This window comes from Paenibacillus sp. FSL R5-0908 (assembly GCF_038006245.1).
Taxonomy (GTDB): domain Bacteria; phylum Bacillota; class Bacilli; order Paenibacillales; family Paenibacillaceae; genus Paenibacillus_AQ; species Paenibacillus_AQ odorifer.
Genome location: NZ_JBBOUV010000001.1, coordinates 703,280 through 722,165, shown reverse-complemented (window position 1 = coordinate 722,165; position 18,886 = coordinate 703,280). Strand labels below are relative to the sequence as shown.

Here is an 18,886-nt window from a genome sequence, read left to right as displayed (position 1 = left end):
GCCAATACTCCACCCTAATGATTTATAACGATCATTATATCATGAGAATTAGCCCAGTTTATCAAGTATAATTCTGGGTTGCCTTATTCAGATAAGTACTAGGGTGTAACCAAGGATGCTTAAAGAACTCACTTTTACTGGTAATCTTCCGCGAGACACTCAGGTCATAATCGATCATAGACTTTATCTGCTCTGCAAAGGCCTCCCCTTTTACCAGCATTCCCAGCTCAAAATCGTGGCAGGCACTTCTTTCGTTGATATTATATGAACCGTGAAAAACGGCTTGTGCTCTATGGTCATAGGTGATTTTCCAATGGGAAAATCGACCGGTGGCACTATAGTCATAGAAGGAAACACCGTTAATAAACGGCATATACATATTGCCTCTTACCGCCGCGCGATTTGTAGGATGATCATTGACCTCCAGCGGGTTACAAATGTTCAAATTACACGAGCATTCCGGACCAAGCAGCCCGAGCCGATCCCAAAAATCCTGATCAATCAAATAAGGATTCACGATGATCGTCTCTTCAGCCGCGTAAGTAATTAAATCCAGATAATATTGTTGAATCAGGTTAACCGGGTTACCTGGAAAGCTTGCTAACAGCGTACATTCTTCCTCACCAAAATGATAATCCACATCAGGATAATAAAAGACATCATTCACATCAAAATGATCTCCGCCTAGAAGCAGCCAGCGAGAATAGAACATTGCATTCAAAGGCTGCGCTGCAGCGCCGCGAATCCGGAAGCAGCCATCATGCCACTCAGCCTCTTTACTAGGAATGCCCTGTGGATGTCCATCTATACTCATTGCAGAGGATGCCTGCACTGGGGTCTCATACGTATATTGGTCACCAATATTTACACTGCCTATAATCGAGGTTACCCCATCTATGACCATAAACTTCCGATGATCGATGACATTCAGTCCTGTGACCTCAACATCCTCTTGCACTTTATCCTGCAGAAACAAGATACTTTCCGGCACTCCCTCTTGCTCCAGCGCCTTTCGTTTCACCCGCCATTCAATGGCTGTATAATACGAATTGAAGGTATTCAGCAGCTTGGCGCCTGCATTCTCAAGCCGATCAGCAATCTTGGCGAACTGGCCGTACTCCAGATTATTTCCGTACCCCAAAGCCGTCAATGTGTAATTGACCATAACCCTTACCTTAACGCCACGCTTAAGAGCATAAAACAGTTCATCTGCAACCAGATTCCCCGAGCGATCGTTAAAGAAAAGCATGACAGACAGGTGGATATAATGCTGCGCTTTTCTGATCTCCTCTAATATCATTCCTAGACACTCTGGACCATTCACGTAAGGTGTTACTTGATTATTCCACGTAGTCTGCGGAGCCAGAGCCTTTAGCTTGCCTGAGTCTAGTCTGCCCAATACTTCAGTAAGTTGTTCCAGTAAGCTTGGACTAAAACCAGGTAGCTGGGCTAGCTGCTGACTTGTCGTAATGACTCCGCCAAGCGTCTGACGATAGGCTCTGGCAGCCTCTAGATCTATCCCCTCAAGCTTACGCTCCACCTCTTCTCCTGCTACATCCATAATACGGGCAAGCGATCCGCCGGATAGATAATAATTCAAGAAATCAATCATATTTCTCTGTGTCTTCATATGTAAAGTCCCCCATCGATTATATTGCATGCCTTTGAATCAAGGTAAGGATAGATACCCTAGATCTCCTTTTTATAAACGGGGTGAAATGCAAAACAGAGATGCCCCACAGCCTTTATGGCTATGGATCATCCCTGTTTAGGATTAAAAAAATTCGCTAAGAATGGAGACAGCTTATTTTACCTGTTCTGCGCTAAATACTTTAACATCTAGAGGAGCAGCCAAGAATTCGCCGGCTTTAGCTGAGAAAGCAGTGAAATGAGCGCTCGTATTGTGGCTGGATACTGCATCAGCATCACGCCATTGCTCAAGCATAATAAATGAGTTGGCTTCTCCAGCATTCTCATATAGCTCATAAGAAAGGTTACCCTCTTCAGCATGAGTAGCAGCCAGTAATGCTTTAGACTCCGTCAAAAACTGTTCACGACGCTCTGGATTAACTTTAAGTACAGCATGAATAATGATCATTGTATATTCCTCCTAAGATTAGTGTTTATGGTAGCACGTTGGCTTACTAACTTTATAATTATTTCCACTCAGCAACTTTATCGATAGGCAGACGAACAGAGGGGTAACCTGCATCAACAGCTTTACCAATGGAGAGTAGCATTACAGGAACATAACGATCTTTTTCCATACCAAATGCTTCAGCGATTTGTTCTTTTTCAAATCCACCAATTGGGTTTGTATCGTAACCATGTGCACGAGCAACCAGCATCAGCTGCATAGCAACAAGTGCGCCGTCGATAAGCACGGTGTCTCTGTTAATTTCCCGTGGCAGGTTAGCGAAATGAGCGGATAATCTGGTTAATTGATTTTCTTTTACTTCAGCAGGCATAAGTCCACGTTCAACAGCAGTACCGTAAATTTCCTCAGCATAATCAAAGTTGTTCAGATCACCAAAGATGGCAATCATAGCTGCAGAAGTCTCTACTTGTACGTTATTAAAACGAGCGAGAGGCGCTAAAGTAGCTTTAGCTTCGTCACTTTCAATGACCAGAAAACGCCAAGGCTGCATGTTCACTGAAGATGGAGCAAGTGTAGCTTCGGTAAGAATCTGTGTCATTTCTTCTTTGCTGATCTTAACGGATGGATCATATTTGCGAATAGAGCGGCGTCCTGTAATAATTTCTTGAAAATCATTTGTTTGTGTAGCGTTCATATGATTAATTCTCCTTTGAGTGTGTTTTGTAAGTTACAACAGAATGATATTAGATTGCAGACGATTGAGCATATCAATGAGCACTGCTCTCTCCTGATCGTTAAAACCTGTTAGCAGAGTAGCGATAAACCGCCTTTTCTCTTCGCTATATTGAACCATTCTTTCCCGACCTTGATCGGTTAATGAGACCAATGTGACCCTGTTATCGGCTGGGTTATTGCGGCGAGCGATCATGCCACTCTCTTCCAATCCCTTCAGATGACGTGTGACGGCTGCCGCATCAATATCCATTTCCTTTTGCAGACTGATTTGGCTGACTTCATCTACCCGAAACAGTTCATGCAGGAGGCGAAGCCGTGTGGGACTGATCCCTGCACAACGTTCAAATTTTGGAGAGATTCCTTTGTTTAAGACCTGCAGCAGTTCAAATATATGTTCTTCCTCAGGACAGTACTCCGTCAAAATATACCTCCTCTCTAAATTTAATTGCATGCAATTGTTTTGTATGAAATTATACTAACGCATAATCATTGACCCGTCAACTAATATATCAAATCATTTTTAAAAAATCAACATTGCTTATCCTTATCTGGTGCTATACGCTTGAACAAAAGAGGAGGATACCTATGAGAATATCCCTGATTCAGCTGGATATAGCATTTGGCAATCCCGCTATGAATTATGCTGCCGTAGCCCAAAAAATAAGTGAAGCTGCTTCCGCAGCCCCTGATTGTCTGATTCTCCCTGAGCTATGGACCACTGGTTATGATCTGACTCGCTTAGAAGATATTGGCGACCCAGAAGGGGAAATTACCAAGGAATTTATCTCCAGATTGGCTAAACAATACAGCATCAATATCATCGCTGGTTCTGTAGCTAACCGAAATGATGCTGGTGTAACCAATCGTATGTATGTATTTAATCGATCAGGTGAGCTCGTCGGACAATACAGCAAGCTGCATTTGTTCCAGCTGATGGACGAACATTTGTATCTGCAACCGGGAGAAGCCAAAGGACTATTTACATTAGACAATACGTTATGTGCAGGGCTAATCTGTTATGATATCCGTTTTCCGGAGTGGGTTCGCGCCCATACCGCACAAGGGGCGGAAATCCTGTTCGTCTGCGCTGAATGGCCACTGCCCAGATTGTCCCACTGGCGGGCGTTATTGATCAGCCGGGCCATCGAGAACCAATGTTATGTTGTAGCCTGCAACCGTGCAGGCAGCGATCCTGCCAATATCTTTGCTGGGCATTCAATGATTATTGATCCTTGGGGAGATATTGTGTGTGAGGCGTCTGAAGAGGAACAAATTCTAACCGGAGAGATCGATTTACATCGGGTGCGTGAGATTAGGAAACAAATTCCGATTTTTTCGGACAGACGTCCTGAGTTGTATAATTAAAAAAGCGGCATTGTTGAATATTAAAAAAAGACGTTACGTAGGCTGGCTCTAGCCAGCTTTCCGTTACGTCCTTTTTTAACAGACTCCACCCCATGCTCAGCCCTCAGGAATACCGCTCGCGAAGCACCCTCGTTGCATCGAGCACACGTGGATCATCATAGTCCAAGCTGTATCCTGTCTCTTGCTGCAAAATGCAGGATGCTCTAAGCGATACTCCACGACGAATTAAAGCCTGAATAATTCCCTCCACAAACACTTTCGCCACTTCAGGTCCACCGAGTTCACCAAGTCCAGCAATCGTCTCTGGACGAACCCGTGGATAAGATAATGAGGAGTCTCCTCCGGAGGCTTGCGCATAGAAATTCCGAATTTGTTCACCGCGTTCTTGACCCGAGCCAGAAACTACGACAAAAGCATGTACAAAATAGGCATTGTTCTGCCTACGTTGAGCAATACCACAAAACTTCCGGCCACCAATGGCCAGATCGAAATCACCCGGGCAGTAAGAACCAACAATCTCACCAGCCTCAATTTGCGCCGCAGCCTGTGGATGACTTATGGCAACCCCTTCAGTGATCAAAGCAGCCAAGAGCTTAAAGTCATCATGAAAATCCAGCTTTCCTCGTCCTTTGGGCAGAACTAGAGAAACATTAATGATCCCTGCATCCAGAGGCACCGCAGCCCCGCCGGAATGCCTAACCGCCGTTCTAATCCCTTGCTCCTCAAGCGTAAGCATCGCCTGAGCTGCACACGGTAGCTTACTGTCCCGAAGTCCAAGCGCTACACCACCAGAATGACTCCACAGATGTAAGCTGGGAGGTATAAGGCCCGCTCCAACATCCCGGCATAAGGTTTCCTCAAAAGCGAATGGGACCAACATATCCTCTAAGCTCCCTGCTTCTGTACCTTTACTCTCATCCCTTCCACTCAGATGTTGAAAGAGACCCATTTCTGAAGGAAGTTTACTAAATATTGAATCATACTCACGAGTATCCACCAAAGCCCCTCTTTCCCGAATATGAGCCACGAGACCTGCTATTCTCTACCAGCTAAAGCTCCAAGCCTATCCGTATAAATAATGATAGTAATATTGTAACCGATCTGTCTCCCTGCTGTGAGTAGAGAATTGAAATGAGGTTATGATAACGCTATTCTTATAGTAAATGGACTTGCCCCAGAGCATAATAGGGGAAGACCTAAATTCATGCTATCCCAAACGTTAAGGAGTGATGCTGCATGACAGGAGACAAGCTGACACAAGAACGACAGCTAACCAAAACAAAGCAATGGGAACAAGCCCTTAACCACCTTTATATCAACTTTTGGGATTACAGCCATGACGCATTAAATAAATTCGCTGATGAAGATATCCACCAGGCAAGAGTGAACTGCCGTAAGCTGCTAAGTCTATTATCCATTCTTGATCCGCGGCACACTTCAGGCCTGTACCCTATTTTCAAAAAAGCGCAAAAGAGATTAGGTAAAGTGAGAGATGCAGATGTTCTAATAGAGTCTTTCAAGATCAAGCGCAAGCAAGCGAAGGAGAACGGAGATTCCAAAACTGCAGACCTGTTAAAGGCAGTGATCGCTTACCAAAAGGACAAGCGCAAAACTTACCGCAAGAGGCTCGCTAATGAGCTGCCTGAACTAATCAATGAAGACCTCGAGGAAAAGTGGAAGACCTTCCTAAGCGAGCAGCTTGAAGCCCTGGTCGCAAAAAAGAATGTTAACGTTGTTATGCGTGAGCTTGAGATCGCTTATGAGCAGAAGAAAAAAACCTGCAAAGCTATTTTCCATGAAGACAATGCCGAATCTACAGAAGCCTTCGACGCTTTGCACCAGCTAAGAATTGCTGCTAAAGAACTGCGTTATACCGCGAGTGCAGCCGATTTTGCGTTAAATCAGAAATTTCATGCGCATGAGGAGATCTATAAAGAGATTCAAGATCAACTTGGGCTGATTAACGATAAACGTCTATGGCTGGAAACACTGAATGCTATTGGACGTGAAGAGCTGGACATCGGTAAAAAAGCATGGAATGCCTTCACGTCGCAATTAAAGGATGAAGTGCTCGATGCACTGCATCATAATGACGTCATTCCCATCCAGACACAAACGAAGTAGCTCCATACAATATTGCAAATGTTCCTTTCTATTCAGCCGATGTATCTGATGCACCATACTCTTCAATATTTAATTTCACTTCATAGGTAATCGGAATCTCGCTAAAGGTTTCATCCCAGTTATCCTCTACGCTCCGCCATACGGCTGGATGTTGAATACGCAAAGCGTTGCCGAAACCTGCAACCTCTGTATGTAGCTCCTTCTGCATTTTTTTCACAGTGACCTGAAGCATGTCTACGACATGCTTCTCTAGCACTGCTTTATCCTCCTTTACAATGCCGTCATGCAACTTCTTCGCACTCTTGGCAAAAGCCTCACCATATCTCCCCGTAGATTCTATTTTCACATGAAAAGAGATCTTCCCATCCTTCACAGTAGCCTTATACTTGCTACCCAGGGATTTGATTTCATAGGTAATAAGCTTATTGTTAGACGGGTCGTATGCTTTGAGAGCACCCCCCTCTCCCTTTCCAGTCAGCCAGACCATTCCTTCCAGCTCCGATGCATCAAAAAAACCAACGAGCTTTCCCGTTTTCCCTTTAATTACGCCTGCTCCATCCAGCTTTGTCTCCTTCTCTTTTTCTAAAGAAATTACATTCTGCAACATGAAACTTCTTTTACCATGCAAAGGACCCGCTACTTTAGCTATTGAAACCGGCTCCCATATCCTCGTGCTCCGACTTCTATTCACAAAAATCCCCTCTAAGACAAATGAAGGGGTTTGGCCCGGCAGCGCATTTTCCAATACATCTTTGGCTTTTCCCTTGCTGACATATAGTAGAACACTGGGACGGATATCGTTGTCCCTGCTAAAGAAATCAATTAACTCAGAAAACTTGGTAGAGCGCGCAAGCTTCTCACCGATCACAATGACCTTAAGGTGATGTCCGATCGGAGTACGTCTAGTACGCAGTGAAAGTGCCCGTAACGCTTCAAACATCGAATCACTTACTTCACTCATGTTATAGTAATTTCTGGTTGAGGATGGGGAAGCCCCAGACTTCATACCTGACCCTCCTGAGCCTTGAGGAATCGTAAACTGATAGGTACTCATTATTTGGGCAGGCATGGGATTTCCCCCGCCTCCTTGCTGGGTTGCCTCCTCATCCCCTGTCTCCTCCGCACTGTCCAGGGCAACACCAATCTCCATACTTAACTCTTCAACAGGTGTGCTGCTCCAGCAGCCGGTCAACAGAATACATAATATAAGAAATGTAATCGACACTCTCCATTTTTTCATGAAGCCGCCCTCCGGAAATGTGCGATGATCAACAGCGGCAATGGAATTAATCCAAATAAAACGATCATCCAATTCCCCACAACTGTCCCTAATGCAAACAGAGCATTCACATTTGGAGGCGTTCTGGAAACTACATAGGCTACTGGAAGTATAGCCAATAAGCAGCTATTAAATCGTTTATGAAATATTTGCGAAACTCCCAAAGCAGCAGCATAAATAGTGATGCAGAAGGTGCAAAAAATTTGCATAATCCAGATTACAAGCAGCAGCGATTCAAACCTCTCAAAAATAAGATAATTCACCTCAAAGCTTCTCACTAGATCAAGAAATGGCCAAGTTCTTGTGACCACTCCATCTATAGAAAACGCACCAATAGTCATTACAACGGCTAAAAGATAAAAGAACGTTGATATACATGATCCAGCAATAATTACCTTTACTGCTTTTTGTGGCTTATCCATAAAAGCCACAATGAACAGCATTGCTTCACCAGCAGTAAAAGTTAGAATGGTTGGCCTGATGCCCTTCCATACCGGTTCTAGCCCATCTCCAAGAAAAGGCCGCAGATTATCGATATCAAAAACTTCAACACTAAGCAAACTTACTCCAACAAAAATTGTCCATGCAATTGGAACAATCAGCCTGCACATGCTAGTTATGGCATTAAGTCCTCCTCTGCACAGATAGAAGGCTATCCAAATAAACACGGCAACAATCGCCCAAGGTGGGGTTCCCTCCAGCAGAAAAAAAGAGGTCACTTCCTGCACGGAACGTGCTTCAAAACTGGCTATGCACAGAAAATACACAATTACTAATATAGAGAGAATCACTCCAAGTGGCTTGCCAATGATTTTCCCGCTAAATTGAAAGATGGTTTGACCTGGAAACCGTTGACTAAGTTTCACTATAATTAAACCTGTAAAAAAGGTAAGTACTCCCCCTAAAAAAACGGAGATCCATACATCTGGAGTTTCACTAGCCTCTACAATCGTCCGAGGAAGTGTAAGTATCCCTGCCGCAATAGTATAATTGGCTAATATGATCGTCGCTTGAACAGCAGTAATTCGGTCCTTCACCTCGGTACTCATATTCCCTTCCTCCTTTACTTAGATCTCTCATCCTTTGCGTCGGGGGTCCTTCGGCTTCAACAGCGTAGGGCGGCCTGTTAGAAATTGCAGCGGCATACGGAATATAAAATCTTTCCAATCCTTAATCTTATACGGGATAAACATGCCAAGATAAGGCATGCCAAAGCTTTTTAGCTTGATTAAATGGGCACTCAGGAAAAGGAAAAATAACACAACTCCATATAATCCAAAGACTGCTGCAGAAAACATAGCTATAAAACGGAGCATACGCAGCGTCATTCCCGCACTATACATAGGGATGGTGAAGGAGGAAATTGCTGTAACTGAAACAACGATGACTAGAATCGGACTTACAATTCCGGCTTCTACCGCGGCTTGGCCGATGATAAGACCGCCAACAATCCCCATCGCAGGACCGATAGGTTTAGGCAGCCGGAGTCCAGCCTCCCGCAATATTTCGATGGAGGTCTCCATGATCAAGGCTTCAATTAATACCGAAAAGGGTACACCTTGGCGGGAACTGATGATTGAAATAGCCAACTTTGTCGGAATCAATCCTGGCTGAAAGGAGAGGAAGGAAATATATAGTGCCGGTGCAAACATTGATATTAATGCGGCGAGAAAACGCAGCAAGCGCACCAATGAACCCACCATCCACCGATCATAATAATCCTCTGGGGATTGCAGCAGCATCCCGAAGGAAACTGGCATGATCAAGGCAAAGGGTGTGCCATCCAGTAGGATAGCGACTCTTCCTTCCAATAACGATGCCATTACGCGGTCAGGTCTTTCCGTATTCTGAATCTGCTGAAATGGAGTGAAGCTATTATCTTCGATTAATTGCTCCACATAACCAGATTCTTGCACATCATCTATATCAATCGTCCTGATTCTTCGTTTGACTTCTTCGACCAGTTCATCATTCGCGATGTCTTTGATATAAGTTAGAACCAGATCCTTCTTCATCCTCTTGCCTACAGTAAAAGAAATCATGGCTAGCTCTGTGCTCTGCCCGTGTCTGCGCAGTAATGCCGTGTTGTCACTTAACGTCTCATTAAATCCGCTTCGTGATCCCCGCAAGACAGCTTCTGATTCAGGCTCCTCTATCCCTCTTGTATTCCCCTTCGGGGTGCTGAGTACAATAGCCTCCGGTATCCCTTCTACTAGCAGCACTACAGAGCCGAACAATACCTTTTGAAGGGAGAGCTTCACATCATCTGTAAACTCAACTTCCGAAATAAGCACGATCTCATGAATGAGAATATCTTTTAGATCCTTTGCTTCCGGTATCGTATGGGGATCCTTAAAAACCTTATAGGCATTCATTAAAGGCTTCAGAATATTCCGATCCATTTTATCTTTATCTGTCAGTCCATCTACAAATATAAGGGCCGCTTGCAGCTTTATACCTCCGATACGTAACTCCCGAAAACTCACATCATGCATATCTGTGCTCATCTCTTTAAATCTTTGCAAATCCTCCCGAAATTGACCACTATAGCTTGCTCCTGTAGAAGATTCTTCACTGATTTCAACGGAATCGTCCACCTTAGCAACCTTTTTTGTATTGCTAGAACCTAGAGAGGCTTCTCCGTAAGGAACACCCCCACCTATGCTGCCGGTAGCCTTTGTTGCTCTAGTACTTATCGTATCTTCCTTTACATTAGCCCAACTCATCATCCGGATTAGAATAAACGGAACGAAAAAAATCATAATAGCTTGGAAAATCACGCTCCATTTAGGAATTATCTCAAGAATACTGTTCCACACCTTCATCACCTCCTTTATAGCTGTGTTCGTATTTTTTACCGAAGATGGGTAAATCATGCACGCAAAAAAGACCCCACAATATGGAGTCTCCCTATTTTCATCTTTAGAATTATCGCCTTATGCTTGAAGAACCTTGTTCAGTATGCCTTGGTAGGCTGCTTTCGGACGCAGACCGACCAGCTTTTCCAGGGGTTGCCCCTCTTTATATACAATAACTGTAGGCATCCCCATAACACCAGCTTCTCCAGCCAAATCCGGCAGTTCATCACAATTCACCTTAACAATAGAAACATCGTCTCCATATTCCTGGTGAAGATCCTCCAGAACAGGCAGCAGCACCTTACAAGGGGGGCACCATGGGGCACCATGGCGCACCATAATCCACCAGTACCGTTCCTCCACCACGTATTTCTGCCCGCACCCAATCCGCGCTTTCGGCATTTATAATAGACATTTGCCATTCCTCCTCTATTTTGCATCACCAGCAGTACTATTCCGAGTTCTTCAGTGTACACGTACCCAGCTTGCTCTCATCCTGCTCCTGCAGAATAGATGCCATTCGTTCTTCCAAATTCCTCTTGATCTGATTCAGCTCTACAAGCTGACGTTCAATATCTTCCAGTTTACTGCGGTATAGTGGCATCACTTCTGCGCAGAAAGCTTCTTTGTTCTTCAAGACACAATGTAGAAAGCCCGCGATCTGCTCTGTCGACAGACCCAGGTTTAAATATAGTTTAATCGTTTCTACCGTTTCTACAGCAAGTGAAGAGTACTCCCGATATCCGTTGGCCTGACGGATTGGCGAGATTAATCCCTGACTCTCATAGTAACGAAGTGAACGGACGCTTACGCCCGTCAGTTTAGCAAGCTCACCTATTTTCATAGCATTCCCCCGGGGTTCATGAGAATTGTTCTACTCCAGTATAAACCCTGACACCAATGTTAGAGTCAACAAAAAAAATCCAACCGCGGCTAACCCGCAGTTGGACTCGTGTTTTATGTTACAACAAATATATCCGCTTATATCCTACAATAATCCTGCCGCCCAAAGTCCACCTCTACGAATCATCTGGCGAAAAGGCTCTACGGAAAAAGAAGGCAAATGATGACCAGGCATTAAATAAACAACCCGGCCTAGACCAAATTCATGGCACCAAGCCGCCTGCCTCATTGCCTCATCATGAGGATATTCCATAAGCACAGTTGTTTCGAAATAGGGATGCTGCTCAAAATAATAAGGCTCATCATCGATCACAAATTCTTCGATTCCCTGCATAATGGGATGCTCCTGTACCGGTATGGACATCTGGAGCGAAGTGAATTCTGGATGATGAGTGAAATGCGCTCCCAGCATGGCGCCTAGCTCCTGATTACGCTGTAAGGAGATTCCGTTATGTACCACTAGTAATCCGCCACCGTTAGCCACATAGGAGAGCAGTGCGCTGCTTTGTTCCGCTGGTATTTTATCATCGGAGAATTCGGTATAGGAGACTACCAGCTTGTAGTCAGATAATGTTTCTTTATTAAGCAGCCCATAATTCTCCGAGGAGAATACCTGCAGTTCATTGGCAAGTATCTGCTCAATCTCCCGGTCTACTCCCGTAAATGGGTGATATTTAACCTCCGAATAACTTCCGAGTGCCAGTGCTTTTAGTGTAGACATCCTATCATCGCCTTTCTTCGTGTACTTTTTTGATTACGGGAAGCCCATCTACCAAGGCCATGTATTTCCATCCACATCAAGATAGGCCGGCTCATCCCCCAGATACTTTTTATACTCCATAACCTGACTTATAATCTGGTCTGCAGACACATCGGGTGAAATATCCGCTTGCTCATTTTTTTCGCCATGCATATAAGTCTTCATCCAGCCTGGGTGAAACACCATCACTTGACCCCCAAGCGTCTTTAGATGATTGTGCATCAGGGAGGATTGCATATTGAGAGCCGCCTTAGACATGCAGTAGCCATACATATTAATACGTTTATTTCTGCCGATGCTGCCCGCTTCCGAAGAAATATTAACAATCAATTTATCCTTACTTTGCAATAAAAGTCCCATAAGTGCATTGCTGACTCTCAACGCGCCTAGCGTATTCACATTATAAATCTCTGCCATACTGTCATCATCCATATCTACCAGCATCGTAGCATCATCTGCAGAATGAATAATTCCGGCATTATTAATAAGAATATCAACATGCCCAGTTCTGCTGGCGATAGCCCTTGCTGCCTGCTTTACACTATCCTTACTACCAATATCGAGTGGAATAAGTTCCAGCTGTACCGGATACTTCTCTTTAAGCGCTTTCAATTCATCTGCGGCTCTCATGTATTGTCCAGCAAATACTGAGAACTGTTTCTCTAAAAGAGAGTGTACAAGAGACAATCCAAGACCCCGATCAGCTCCAGTCACACATGCGACTCTGTTCATTCTTTTCAACACTCCTACCTAGTAAGGATTATTGAAGCAAGTTGTCTTCCTTTCACCTTAGCATGCCGTCCTCTTTTTTTCAACGCGCTAAAATGAGGGTTTGGTCATCCTTGGATTAGCTGCTTCAGAATCCTTTTTGTTTTAAATTTAATATATGTTACAATCATGATTACAGGTTGTTAACAACACAATGGTTAGTAAAATAACGATCCCAGGAGGGTGATATCTATGTCTATTCAACAACTTCATACATTGGAAGATCTTGAGCAGTATGTGGCTAAACCTGGCAAGAAGCTGCTGTTCAAACACAGCACTACCTGCCCGATTAGCGCCAAAGCTAATGAAGAGTTCCAGGCTTATCTAAAGGATGCGGATACTACAGCAGCAGTAGTTCTAGTCATCGAGGATCGTCCAGTTTCCAATCAAATTGCCGAGGATTTCGGGATTAAGCATGAATCTCCACAGCTCTTCCTGCTAGAGGATAATGAGGTTCGCTGGAACACTTCCCACTGGAAGATCACAAGAGATGCTATCAAAGAGGCTGTGAACCAATGAGCCAGCAAGTGATTGTTTATTCAACAGCAGGCTGCAGCGATTGTAATCTGGTCAAACAATATCTTACCGAGCAAGGTATCCCTTTTGAAGTAAGAGATGTTATGACTAGCACAATCTATCAAGAGGAAGTCGAAAAGCTTGGTTTCATGGGTGTTCCTGTTACAGTAGCAGGGGATCACGCCACCAAAGGATTCAATCTTCCCGAGCTGAAAGCACTCCTCGAAGCTGCTCAGTAATTCATTCGTTTAATCATTTAGCACTTGATATATGCTTACAAAAAAGGGGATTCCAACAGCCAATCGGCAAGGAATCCCTTTTTTTCATTGTTCTAAAGCTTAGGGTTCCTCACGCATAAGATTTGCCACGACCAGTACATCTACATTTCTGGCCGAACGCAGAATCTGCTTAGTGACATCCCCACGCAGCCATTTACGCACCCATGAGCGTTGGGACTGGCCGATAATAATCTGTGTGCTCTGTAAGGCTTGAGACCTTTCAAGCAACAAGGAAGACACTCGTGCGGGGAGCACGTTAGGAATCATCTTAAACGTTCCACCCAGTCGTTCCGTCAATTCTTTCAAATCATTAATTCGTTTATCGTAAGAAGGCCCACTCTGCTTATATTCCTGTACGTACGTAACATACCAGCAAGCTTTTAGACGATAGGCAATCCGAAAACCGCGCCGAATCAGACGCTCCGCATGATCTCCTAAGGTGATGCACACATAGATCACTTCCTGCCGCCGCCAAGGTCCCCGCAGCGACCCGACACGTTCCCAGGCCTCCAGACGTTCATCCACATCATCAGCAATTTCCCGCAGGGCCAGTTCACGGAGGGCGATTAGATTGCCGATTTTGAAAAAAGCCCCCAGCGCCTGATCTACTTTGGTCATCGCATATATTTTTCCATCCTTCATCCGCTCTTGCAGTGTTTTTGGGGATACATCGATAAGTTCAACCTCGTCGGCCCGTTGCAGAATGCTGTCTGGGAAAGTCTCTCTCACTCTAACTCCGGTAATTTGTTCTACTGCATCATTCAAGCTTTCTAAATGCTGAACATTCACTGTGGAGATTACAGAGATCCCCGCATCCAATAGCTCCATAACATCCATATACCGCTTCTTATGTTTGCTGCCCGGCATATTGGTATGTGCCAGTTCATCTACCAGTACGACCTCCGGATTACGCTTAATGATAGCTGCCGTATCCATTTCCTCAAGGATAGTCCCCCGATAGTCAATACTCAGTCGCGGAAGGATCTCCAGCTCACCGATCTGTTCAAGGGTTTCTTTACGTCCATGCGTTTCTAGTAATCCAATAACAACATCGATCCCTCTCTTTAAGAGATCATTTCCTTCTCGCAGCATCTTATAAGTCTTGCCCACCCCGGGAGCAGCACCAATGTACACTTTAAATGTGCCCCCACGAATCGCATCGATTTTATCCTTTACTTCCTGAGTGCTTAATCTGTGATAGGCATCGGCTTTCCGCTCATTTCGGCTCTGCCGGGTAGGAAGAACACGCTCTCCCTCACGCTCAGCACGATCAGCCACGAAAAACACATCTACTCCGCGGATTTGCTTTAACAATGAGTTAGCAATCGAACCCTTCCACAGCTCCTGCCACGCCGTTTGCTTGGAGTGTCCCATAACGATACGGGTAATATTATGCTGGATAGCGTATTTCACTAGAAGTCCCGGAATCTCCCTCTTCGAGCGAAAAGAAATCTCCTCCATCGAGGCCCCAATCTTCTCAGTCAGCTTCCATAGGGATCGCTTGAAGGTTGCTGCTTCCTTAGAGGGCGTCAGGCCCTGCTTCCAGAAGGATACCACTGCCAGATCTCCGTTTAACCGTTTAGCGATTTGCTGTCCACGGCGGATATGAATCGAGCCATTCCAATAATACTGTGCGGACACCAACACTTTTTCGGCAATCCCCGAAGCCCCCAGCAATCCTTGCTCCTCCCGATGCTTCTCCAGCGAACCATTAACATCCTCCGCAACCATTCTCAGCGCCAGCTCCCGCAGCTTGCTTAGATTCCCTTTGTTAAAAAGCGAAGTCCGCTGCTTCTTGCCCAAATGTCCTTCGGACAAACGTTGAAGTATCTTTTCCGGAGTCACATCAATTAGAACGATATCATCTGCAAGGGTGAGCACTTCCGCAGGCAAGGAATATTCCACCTCAATCCCCGTCCACTTCCGCGCTAGATCTGCTGCGCCCTCCAGCTCGTATACGTTTACAGTTGTGATGACACTAATTCCACAGCCCAATAAATATTTGATATCCTCCAGCCTAGTTGATCTCTCCGCACCCTCGCGATTATGATGAGCCAATCCATCGGTCAGTACAACCTCTGGATTACGCGCCACAATGGCCTTCACATCCAGATCCTTCTTCTCGATCTCCTTCTGAAACCAATGAATACTTGGAATCCGTTCCAAGTCACCCAGCTGATCCCTTGTTTCTGGACTCTGGTTGGTTGAAACCGCACAGATTACAACATCGATGCCCTGTGCTTTCAGCGCCTGACCCTCACGCAGCATCTGATAGGTCTTGCCTGATCCACTGACCGGACCTATATAGATCTTCAGGCGTCCACGATGCAGCTCATAAATAGAGAGCAGCATTTCCTCCGGCGTCTTCCTCCGATATGTTCCCATCAAGACCACTCCTTAATAACCCGATCATCCATGCACTCTTCTATGCCAGAAAGCAAGATATCCCTGACCCAATGTGAACAATCGGGCAGGGATATTAGCTATATTTATTTGTTCGTTAATTTCTGCAGCTCCATGTTCAGCTTCAGAACATTTACCCGCTCTTCACCAAACAGCCCTAGATCGCGACCTTCGGTCTGCTTATTCACTAGCTCTTCCAGCTGCGTGGCTGGAAGCCCGGTCAAATTACTGATCCGGGGAATCTGCACGATTGCTGACGCAGGAGTGATATGCGGATCAAGACCTGAACCTGAGTTGGTTACTAAATCAACCGGCAGCTTATTTACAGGCACATCCGGATTATCCAGCTGCCACTGTGTGATGGAATCCTTCGTCCGCTGCAGCATATCCGGGTTGGATGGGCCGTAGTTATTGGAGCCTGAAGCTTCCGCTTTATAATCAATGCTGGATACACGGCCATGGAATACCGCCGGATCCGTAAAGCTTTGCCCGATGAGTTCTGAGCCCACAACTACTCCCGCGTCATTCTTCAGCTGACTGCCGTTTGCTTGCGATGGCATCAGAACTTGAGCAATCGCTGTAGTAGTCAGCGGATAAATCACTCCGCAGAGAACAACAAACACTAGACATAGCCGTAATATGATAAAGAAATTAGCACCCTTCGATGATGACAACTGTTCTTCAGCGTCCGCAATCGACTTTCTGTTATTCACGATGCTCTCACCCTTTCAATGATTAGTCAATCCGTTGTTATATCCATACACTTACGAGCAAATCAATAAGTTTGATGCCCGCAAATGGAACGACTACCCCACCTAAACCATAGATAAAAATATTACGTCCCAGCAGCTTCGTAGAACTCATCGCTTTATACGAGACACCTTTCATAGCCAATGGGATCAGCAGCGGAATAATAATCGCATTAAATATTAATGCAGATATAATTGCCGAGCTAGGTGAACCCAATCCCATGACATTCAGGGCTTCCATTTCAGGAATAGCGAGCATGAACATTGCCGGAATAATTGCGAAGTATTTAGCGATATCATTCGCAATACTGAACGTTGTCAACGCGCCCCGCGTCATCAGTAGCTGTTTACCAATAGCTACAACCTCAATGATCTTCGAGGGATCGGAGTCCAGATCAACCATGTTTGCTGCTTCCTTAGCGGCTGTAGTCCCACTGTTCATCGCTAAGCCCACATCAGCTTGGGCAAGGGCAGGTGCGTCATTTGTACCATCGCCAGTCATTGCCACCAGCTTGCCTTCGTTCTGCTCACGGCGGATAACCGCTATTTTATCCTCAGGTGTACTTTCTGCAATAAAATCATCTACCCCTGCTTCACGGGCAATAGTAGCTGCGGTCAGCGGATTGTCCCCTGTACACATGATAGTCTTGATTCCCATTTTTCGCAGCTCATCAAACCGCTCTTTCATGCCTGGCTTAACCGTATCCTTTAAGTAAATAAGTCCATAAATCCGGTTGTCTACCGCAACAGCAAGCGGGGTCCCCCCCATCCGAGCGATAGCATCGGAATTACTGTCGAGGTTCGCGGGAATGACTCCGCCCTTCGACTGTACCCATTTCTTCACGGAATCGACTGCCCCTTTACGAACAGATCGTCCATCACGTAGATCTATGCCACTCATACGGGTCTCAGCCTTAAACTCTACGAACTCTCCGCCTTCAGCAAGTTTGCTGTCATAGCTGCGTTCCAGCTTCTTAGCCAGCTCAATAACAGAACGTCCCTCCGGAGTCTCATCCTTTAGCGAACTAATAGCTGCCCAAGCCGTAAGCTCAGCTTCCGTTTCATCTCCAACAGGCACAAAATCACTCGCCATCCGGTTTCCGAAAGTAATCGTACCGGTCTTATCTAGAATCATTGTATTAATGTCGCCGGCAGCTTCAACAGCCTTCCCTGACATAGCAAGGACATTAAACTGTGTGACGCGGTCCATCCCTGCTATCCCGATAGCGGAGAGCAGTCCCCCGATTGTGGTCGGGATCAGACAGACCAGCAGAGCGATCATAACAGGAATATCTAGATCAACGCCCAGATAAGTCGCAATAGGCCGCAAGGTCACTACTACAATCAGGAAAATCAACGTCAGACTGATCAAGAGTGTATTTAATGCAATTTCATTGGGTGTCTTTTGACGTTTCGCCCCTTCAACGAGGGAGATCATCCGATCCAGGAATGACTCACCGGGATCACTGGTAATTTTGACTTTAATCTCATCACTGACTACCCGGGTGCCGCCTGTGACTGAGCCAAAATCTCCGCCAGCTTCCTTAATAACAGGTGCAGATTCACCTGTAATTGCCGATTCATCTACGGAGGCCAGCCCTTCAATTACTTCACCATCGCCAGGGATAAGTTCTCCCTGACTAACGATGACGATATCTCCTTTACGAAGCTCGGAAGAAGAAACGGTCTTCACAGACCCTCCAACGAGTTTGTTAGCTGTGATATCCTGTTTCGTTTTCTTGAGTGAATCCGCCTGGGCTTTCCCGCGGCCTTCAGCCAGCGCTTCAGCAAAGTTGGCAAACAACACTGTGAATAGCAAAATGAACAACACTGTGATATTGAAGCCTACCGATTTCTCTGCATTAAAATATCCGGGGGCCAGTACCATAAGCAATACAATAATCGTACCGATTTCGACTACAAACATGACCGGATTTTTGATTAACGTCACCGGGTTAAGCTTAATAAAGCTATCCTTTACAGCGCTTAGGAGTATGGGTCCCGTCAGCAGCTTTTTTCTTTTTACAGTACTCATCTTGTTCTCCCTCTT

At 45.3% G+C, this 18,886-nt stretch carries 19 protein-coding genes; 4 read left to right on the top strand and 15 right to left on the bottom strand.

Annotation, left to right across the window (positions count from 1 at the left end; translation table 11 throughout):
• Positions 1-61: 61 nt before the first annotated feature.
• The 4 genes from MKZ09_RS03360 to MKZ09_RS03345 form a co-directional block, all read right to left on the bottom strand.
• Complete coding sequence (locus tag MKZ09_RS03360) at positions 62-1,630, bottom strand: phospholipase D-like domain-containing protein (RefSeq protein WP_076138263.1); 1,569 nt, start codon at positions 1,628-1,630, stop codon at positions 62-64.
• Positions 1,631-1,804: 174 nt separating this feature from the next.
• Positions 1,805-2,098: a putative quinol monooxygenase gene (locus MKZ09_RS03355; protein WP_076207413.1), complete on the bottom strand. Its 294-nt coding sequence runs from the start codon at positions 2,096-2,098 to the stop codon at positions 1,805-1,807.
• Between the two features lie 58 nt (positions 2,099-2,156).
• Entirely contained in the window at positions 2,157-2,792 is a 636-nt protein-coding gene (locus MKZ09_RS03350; protein ID WP_076207415.1) for a nitroreductase family protein, read from the bottom strand.
• Between the two features lie 33 nt (positions 2,793-2,825).
• Positions 2,826-3,254: a MarR family winged helix-turn-helix transcriptional regulator gene (locus MKZ09_RS03345; protein WP_232061128.1), complete on the bottom strand. Its 429-nt coding sequence runs from the start codon at positions 3,252-3,254 to the stop codon at positions 2,826-2,828.
• A gap of 164 nt (positions 3,255-3,418) precedes the next feature.
• On the opposite strand from MKZ09_RS03345, the gene MKZ09_RS03340 reads away from it, so the two are divergent.
• Entirely contained in the window at positions 3,419-4,198 is a 780-nt protein-coding gene (locus MKZ09_RS03340; protein ID WP_076207419.1) for a carbon-nitrogen family hydrolase, read from the top strand.
• A 103-nt stretch (positions 4,199-4,301) separates the two neighbouring features.
• Here MKZ09_RS03340 and MKZ09_RS03335 read toward each other — a convergent pair whose 3' ends face one another.
• Positions 4,302-5,195: a lipoate--protein ligase family protein gene (locus MKZ09_RS03335; RefSeq protein WP_076207421.1), complete on the bottom strand. Its 894-nt coding sequence runs from the start codon at positions 5,193-5,195 to the stop codon at positions 4,302-4,304.
• 239 nt (positions 5,196-5,434) lie between these two features.
• Here MKZ09_RS03335 and MKZ09_RS03330 point away from each other — a divergent pair, with 239 nt between their 5' ends.
• On the top strand, positions 5,435-6,322 hold the full coding sequence (locus MKZ09_RS03330) for a CHAD domain-containing protein (protein WP_076138259.1): 888 nt from the start codon (positions 5,435-5,437) through the stop codon (positions 6,320-6,322).
• Between the two features lie 28 nt (positions 6,323-6,350).
• Here MKZ09_RS03330 and MKZ09_RS03325 read toward each other — a convergent pair whose 3' ends face one another.
• From MKZ09_RS03325 to MKZ09_RS03295, 7 genes are all read right to left on the bottom strand, one after another.
• Entirely contained in the window at positions 6,351-7,562 is a 1,212-nt protein-coding gene (locus tag MKZ09_RS03325) for a Ger(x)C family spore germination protein (protein WP_076207423.1), read from the bottom strand.
• Positions 7,559-8,650, bottom strand: coding sequence for a GerAB/ArcD/ProY family transporter (locus MKZ09_RS03320; protein ID WP_076138257.1), 1,092 nt, complete (start codon positions 8,648-8,650; stop codon positions 7,559-7,561). Before MKZ09_RS03320 ends, MKZ09_RS03325 begins: the two co-directional genes overlap by 4 nt.
• Positions 8,651-8,677: 27 nt before the next feature.
• Positions 8,678-10,426, bottom strand: a complete 1,749-nt coding sequence (locus MKZ09_RS03315; RefSeq protein WP_076207425.1) for a spore germination protein — start codon at positions 10,424-10,426, stop codon at positions 8,678-8,680.
• Positions 10,427-10,537: 111 nt separating this feature from the next.
• Positions 10,538-10,822 carry a thioredoxin family protein gene (locus MKZ09_RS03310; protein ID WP_445323449.1) on the bottom strand — a complete coding sequence of 95 codons (285 nt, stop codon included), beginning with the start codon at positions 10,820-10,822 and terminating at the stop codon, positions 10,538-10,540.
• Between the two features lie 88 nt (positions 10,823-10,910).
• Complete coding sequence (locus tag MKZ09_RS03305; RefSeq protein ID WP_076207427.1) at positions 10,911-11,303, bottom strand: MerR family transcriptional regulator; 393 nt, start codon at positions 11,301-11,303, stop codon at positions 10,911-10,913.
• Between the two features lie 144 nt (positions 11,304-11,447).
• The gene (locus MKZ09_RS03300) at positions 11,448-12,083 is read right to left on the bottom strand and encodes a ThuA domain-containing protein (RefSeq protein WP_076207429.1); all 636 of its coding nucleotides are present in this window, start codon (positions 12,081-12,083) and stop codon (positions 11,448-11,450) included.
• A gap of 48 nt (positions 12,084-12,131) precedes the next feature.
• Positions 12,132-12,854: an SDR family NAD(P)-dependent oxidoreductase gene (locus MKZ09_RS03295; RefSeq protein ID WP_076138253.1), complete on the bottom strand. Its 723-nt coding sequence runs from the start codon at positions 12,852-12,854 to the stop codon at positions 12,132-12,134.
• 228 nt (positions 12,855-13,082) lie between these two features.
• Here MKZ09_RS03295 and ytxJ point away from each other — a divergent pair, with 228 nt between their 5' ends.
• Positions 13,083-13,409, top strand: coding sequence for a bacillithiol system redox-active protein YtxJ (gene ytxJ, locus MKZ09_RS03290; protein WP_076138251.1), 327 nt, complete (start codon positions 13,083-13,085; stop codon positions 13,407-13,409).
• Complete coding sequence (locus MKZ09_RS03285) at positions 13,406-13,645, top strand: glutaredoxin family protein (protein ID WP_076138249.1); 240 nt, start codon at positions 13,406-13,408, stop codon at positions 13,643-13,645. Before ytxJ ends, MKZ09_RS03285 begins: the two co-directional genes overlap by 4 nt.
• 99 nt (positions 13,646-13,744) lie before the next feature.
• On the opposite strand, the gene MKZ09_RS03280 is transcribed toward MKZ09_RS03285, so the two are convergent.
• The 3 genes from MKZ09_RS03280 to kdpB form a co-directional block, all read right to left on the bottom strand.
• Positions 13,745-16,069: a histidine kinase gene (locus MKZ09_RS03280; protein ID WP_076207431.1), complete on the bottom strand. Its 2,325-nt coding sequence runs from the start codon at positions 16,067-16,069 to the stop codon at positions 13,745-13,747.
• 104 nt (positions 16,070-16,173) lie between these two features.
• Entirely contained in the window at positions 16,174-16,761 is a 588-nt protein-coding gene (gene kdpC / locus MKZ09_RS03275) for a potassium-transporting ATPase subunit KdpC (RefSeq protein WP_370511185.1), read from the bottom strand.
• 76 nt (positions 16,762-16,837) lie between these two features.
• A complete protein-coding gene (kdpB, locus tag MKZ09_RS03270; RefSeq protein ID WP_076138246.1) occupies positions 16,838-18,871 on the bottom strand; it encodes a potassium-transporting ATPase subunit KdpB in 2,034 nt (677 codons plus the stop codon).
• Positions 18,872-18,886: the final 15 nt, after the last annotated feature.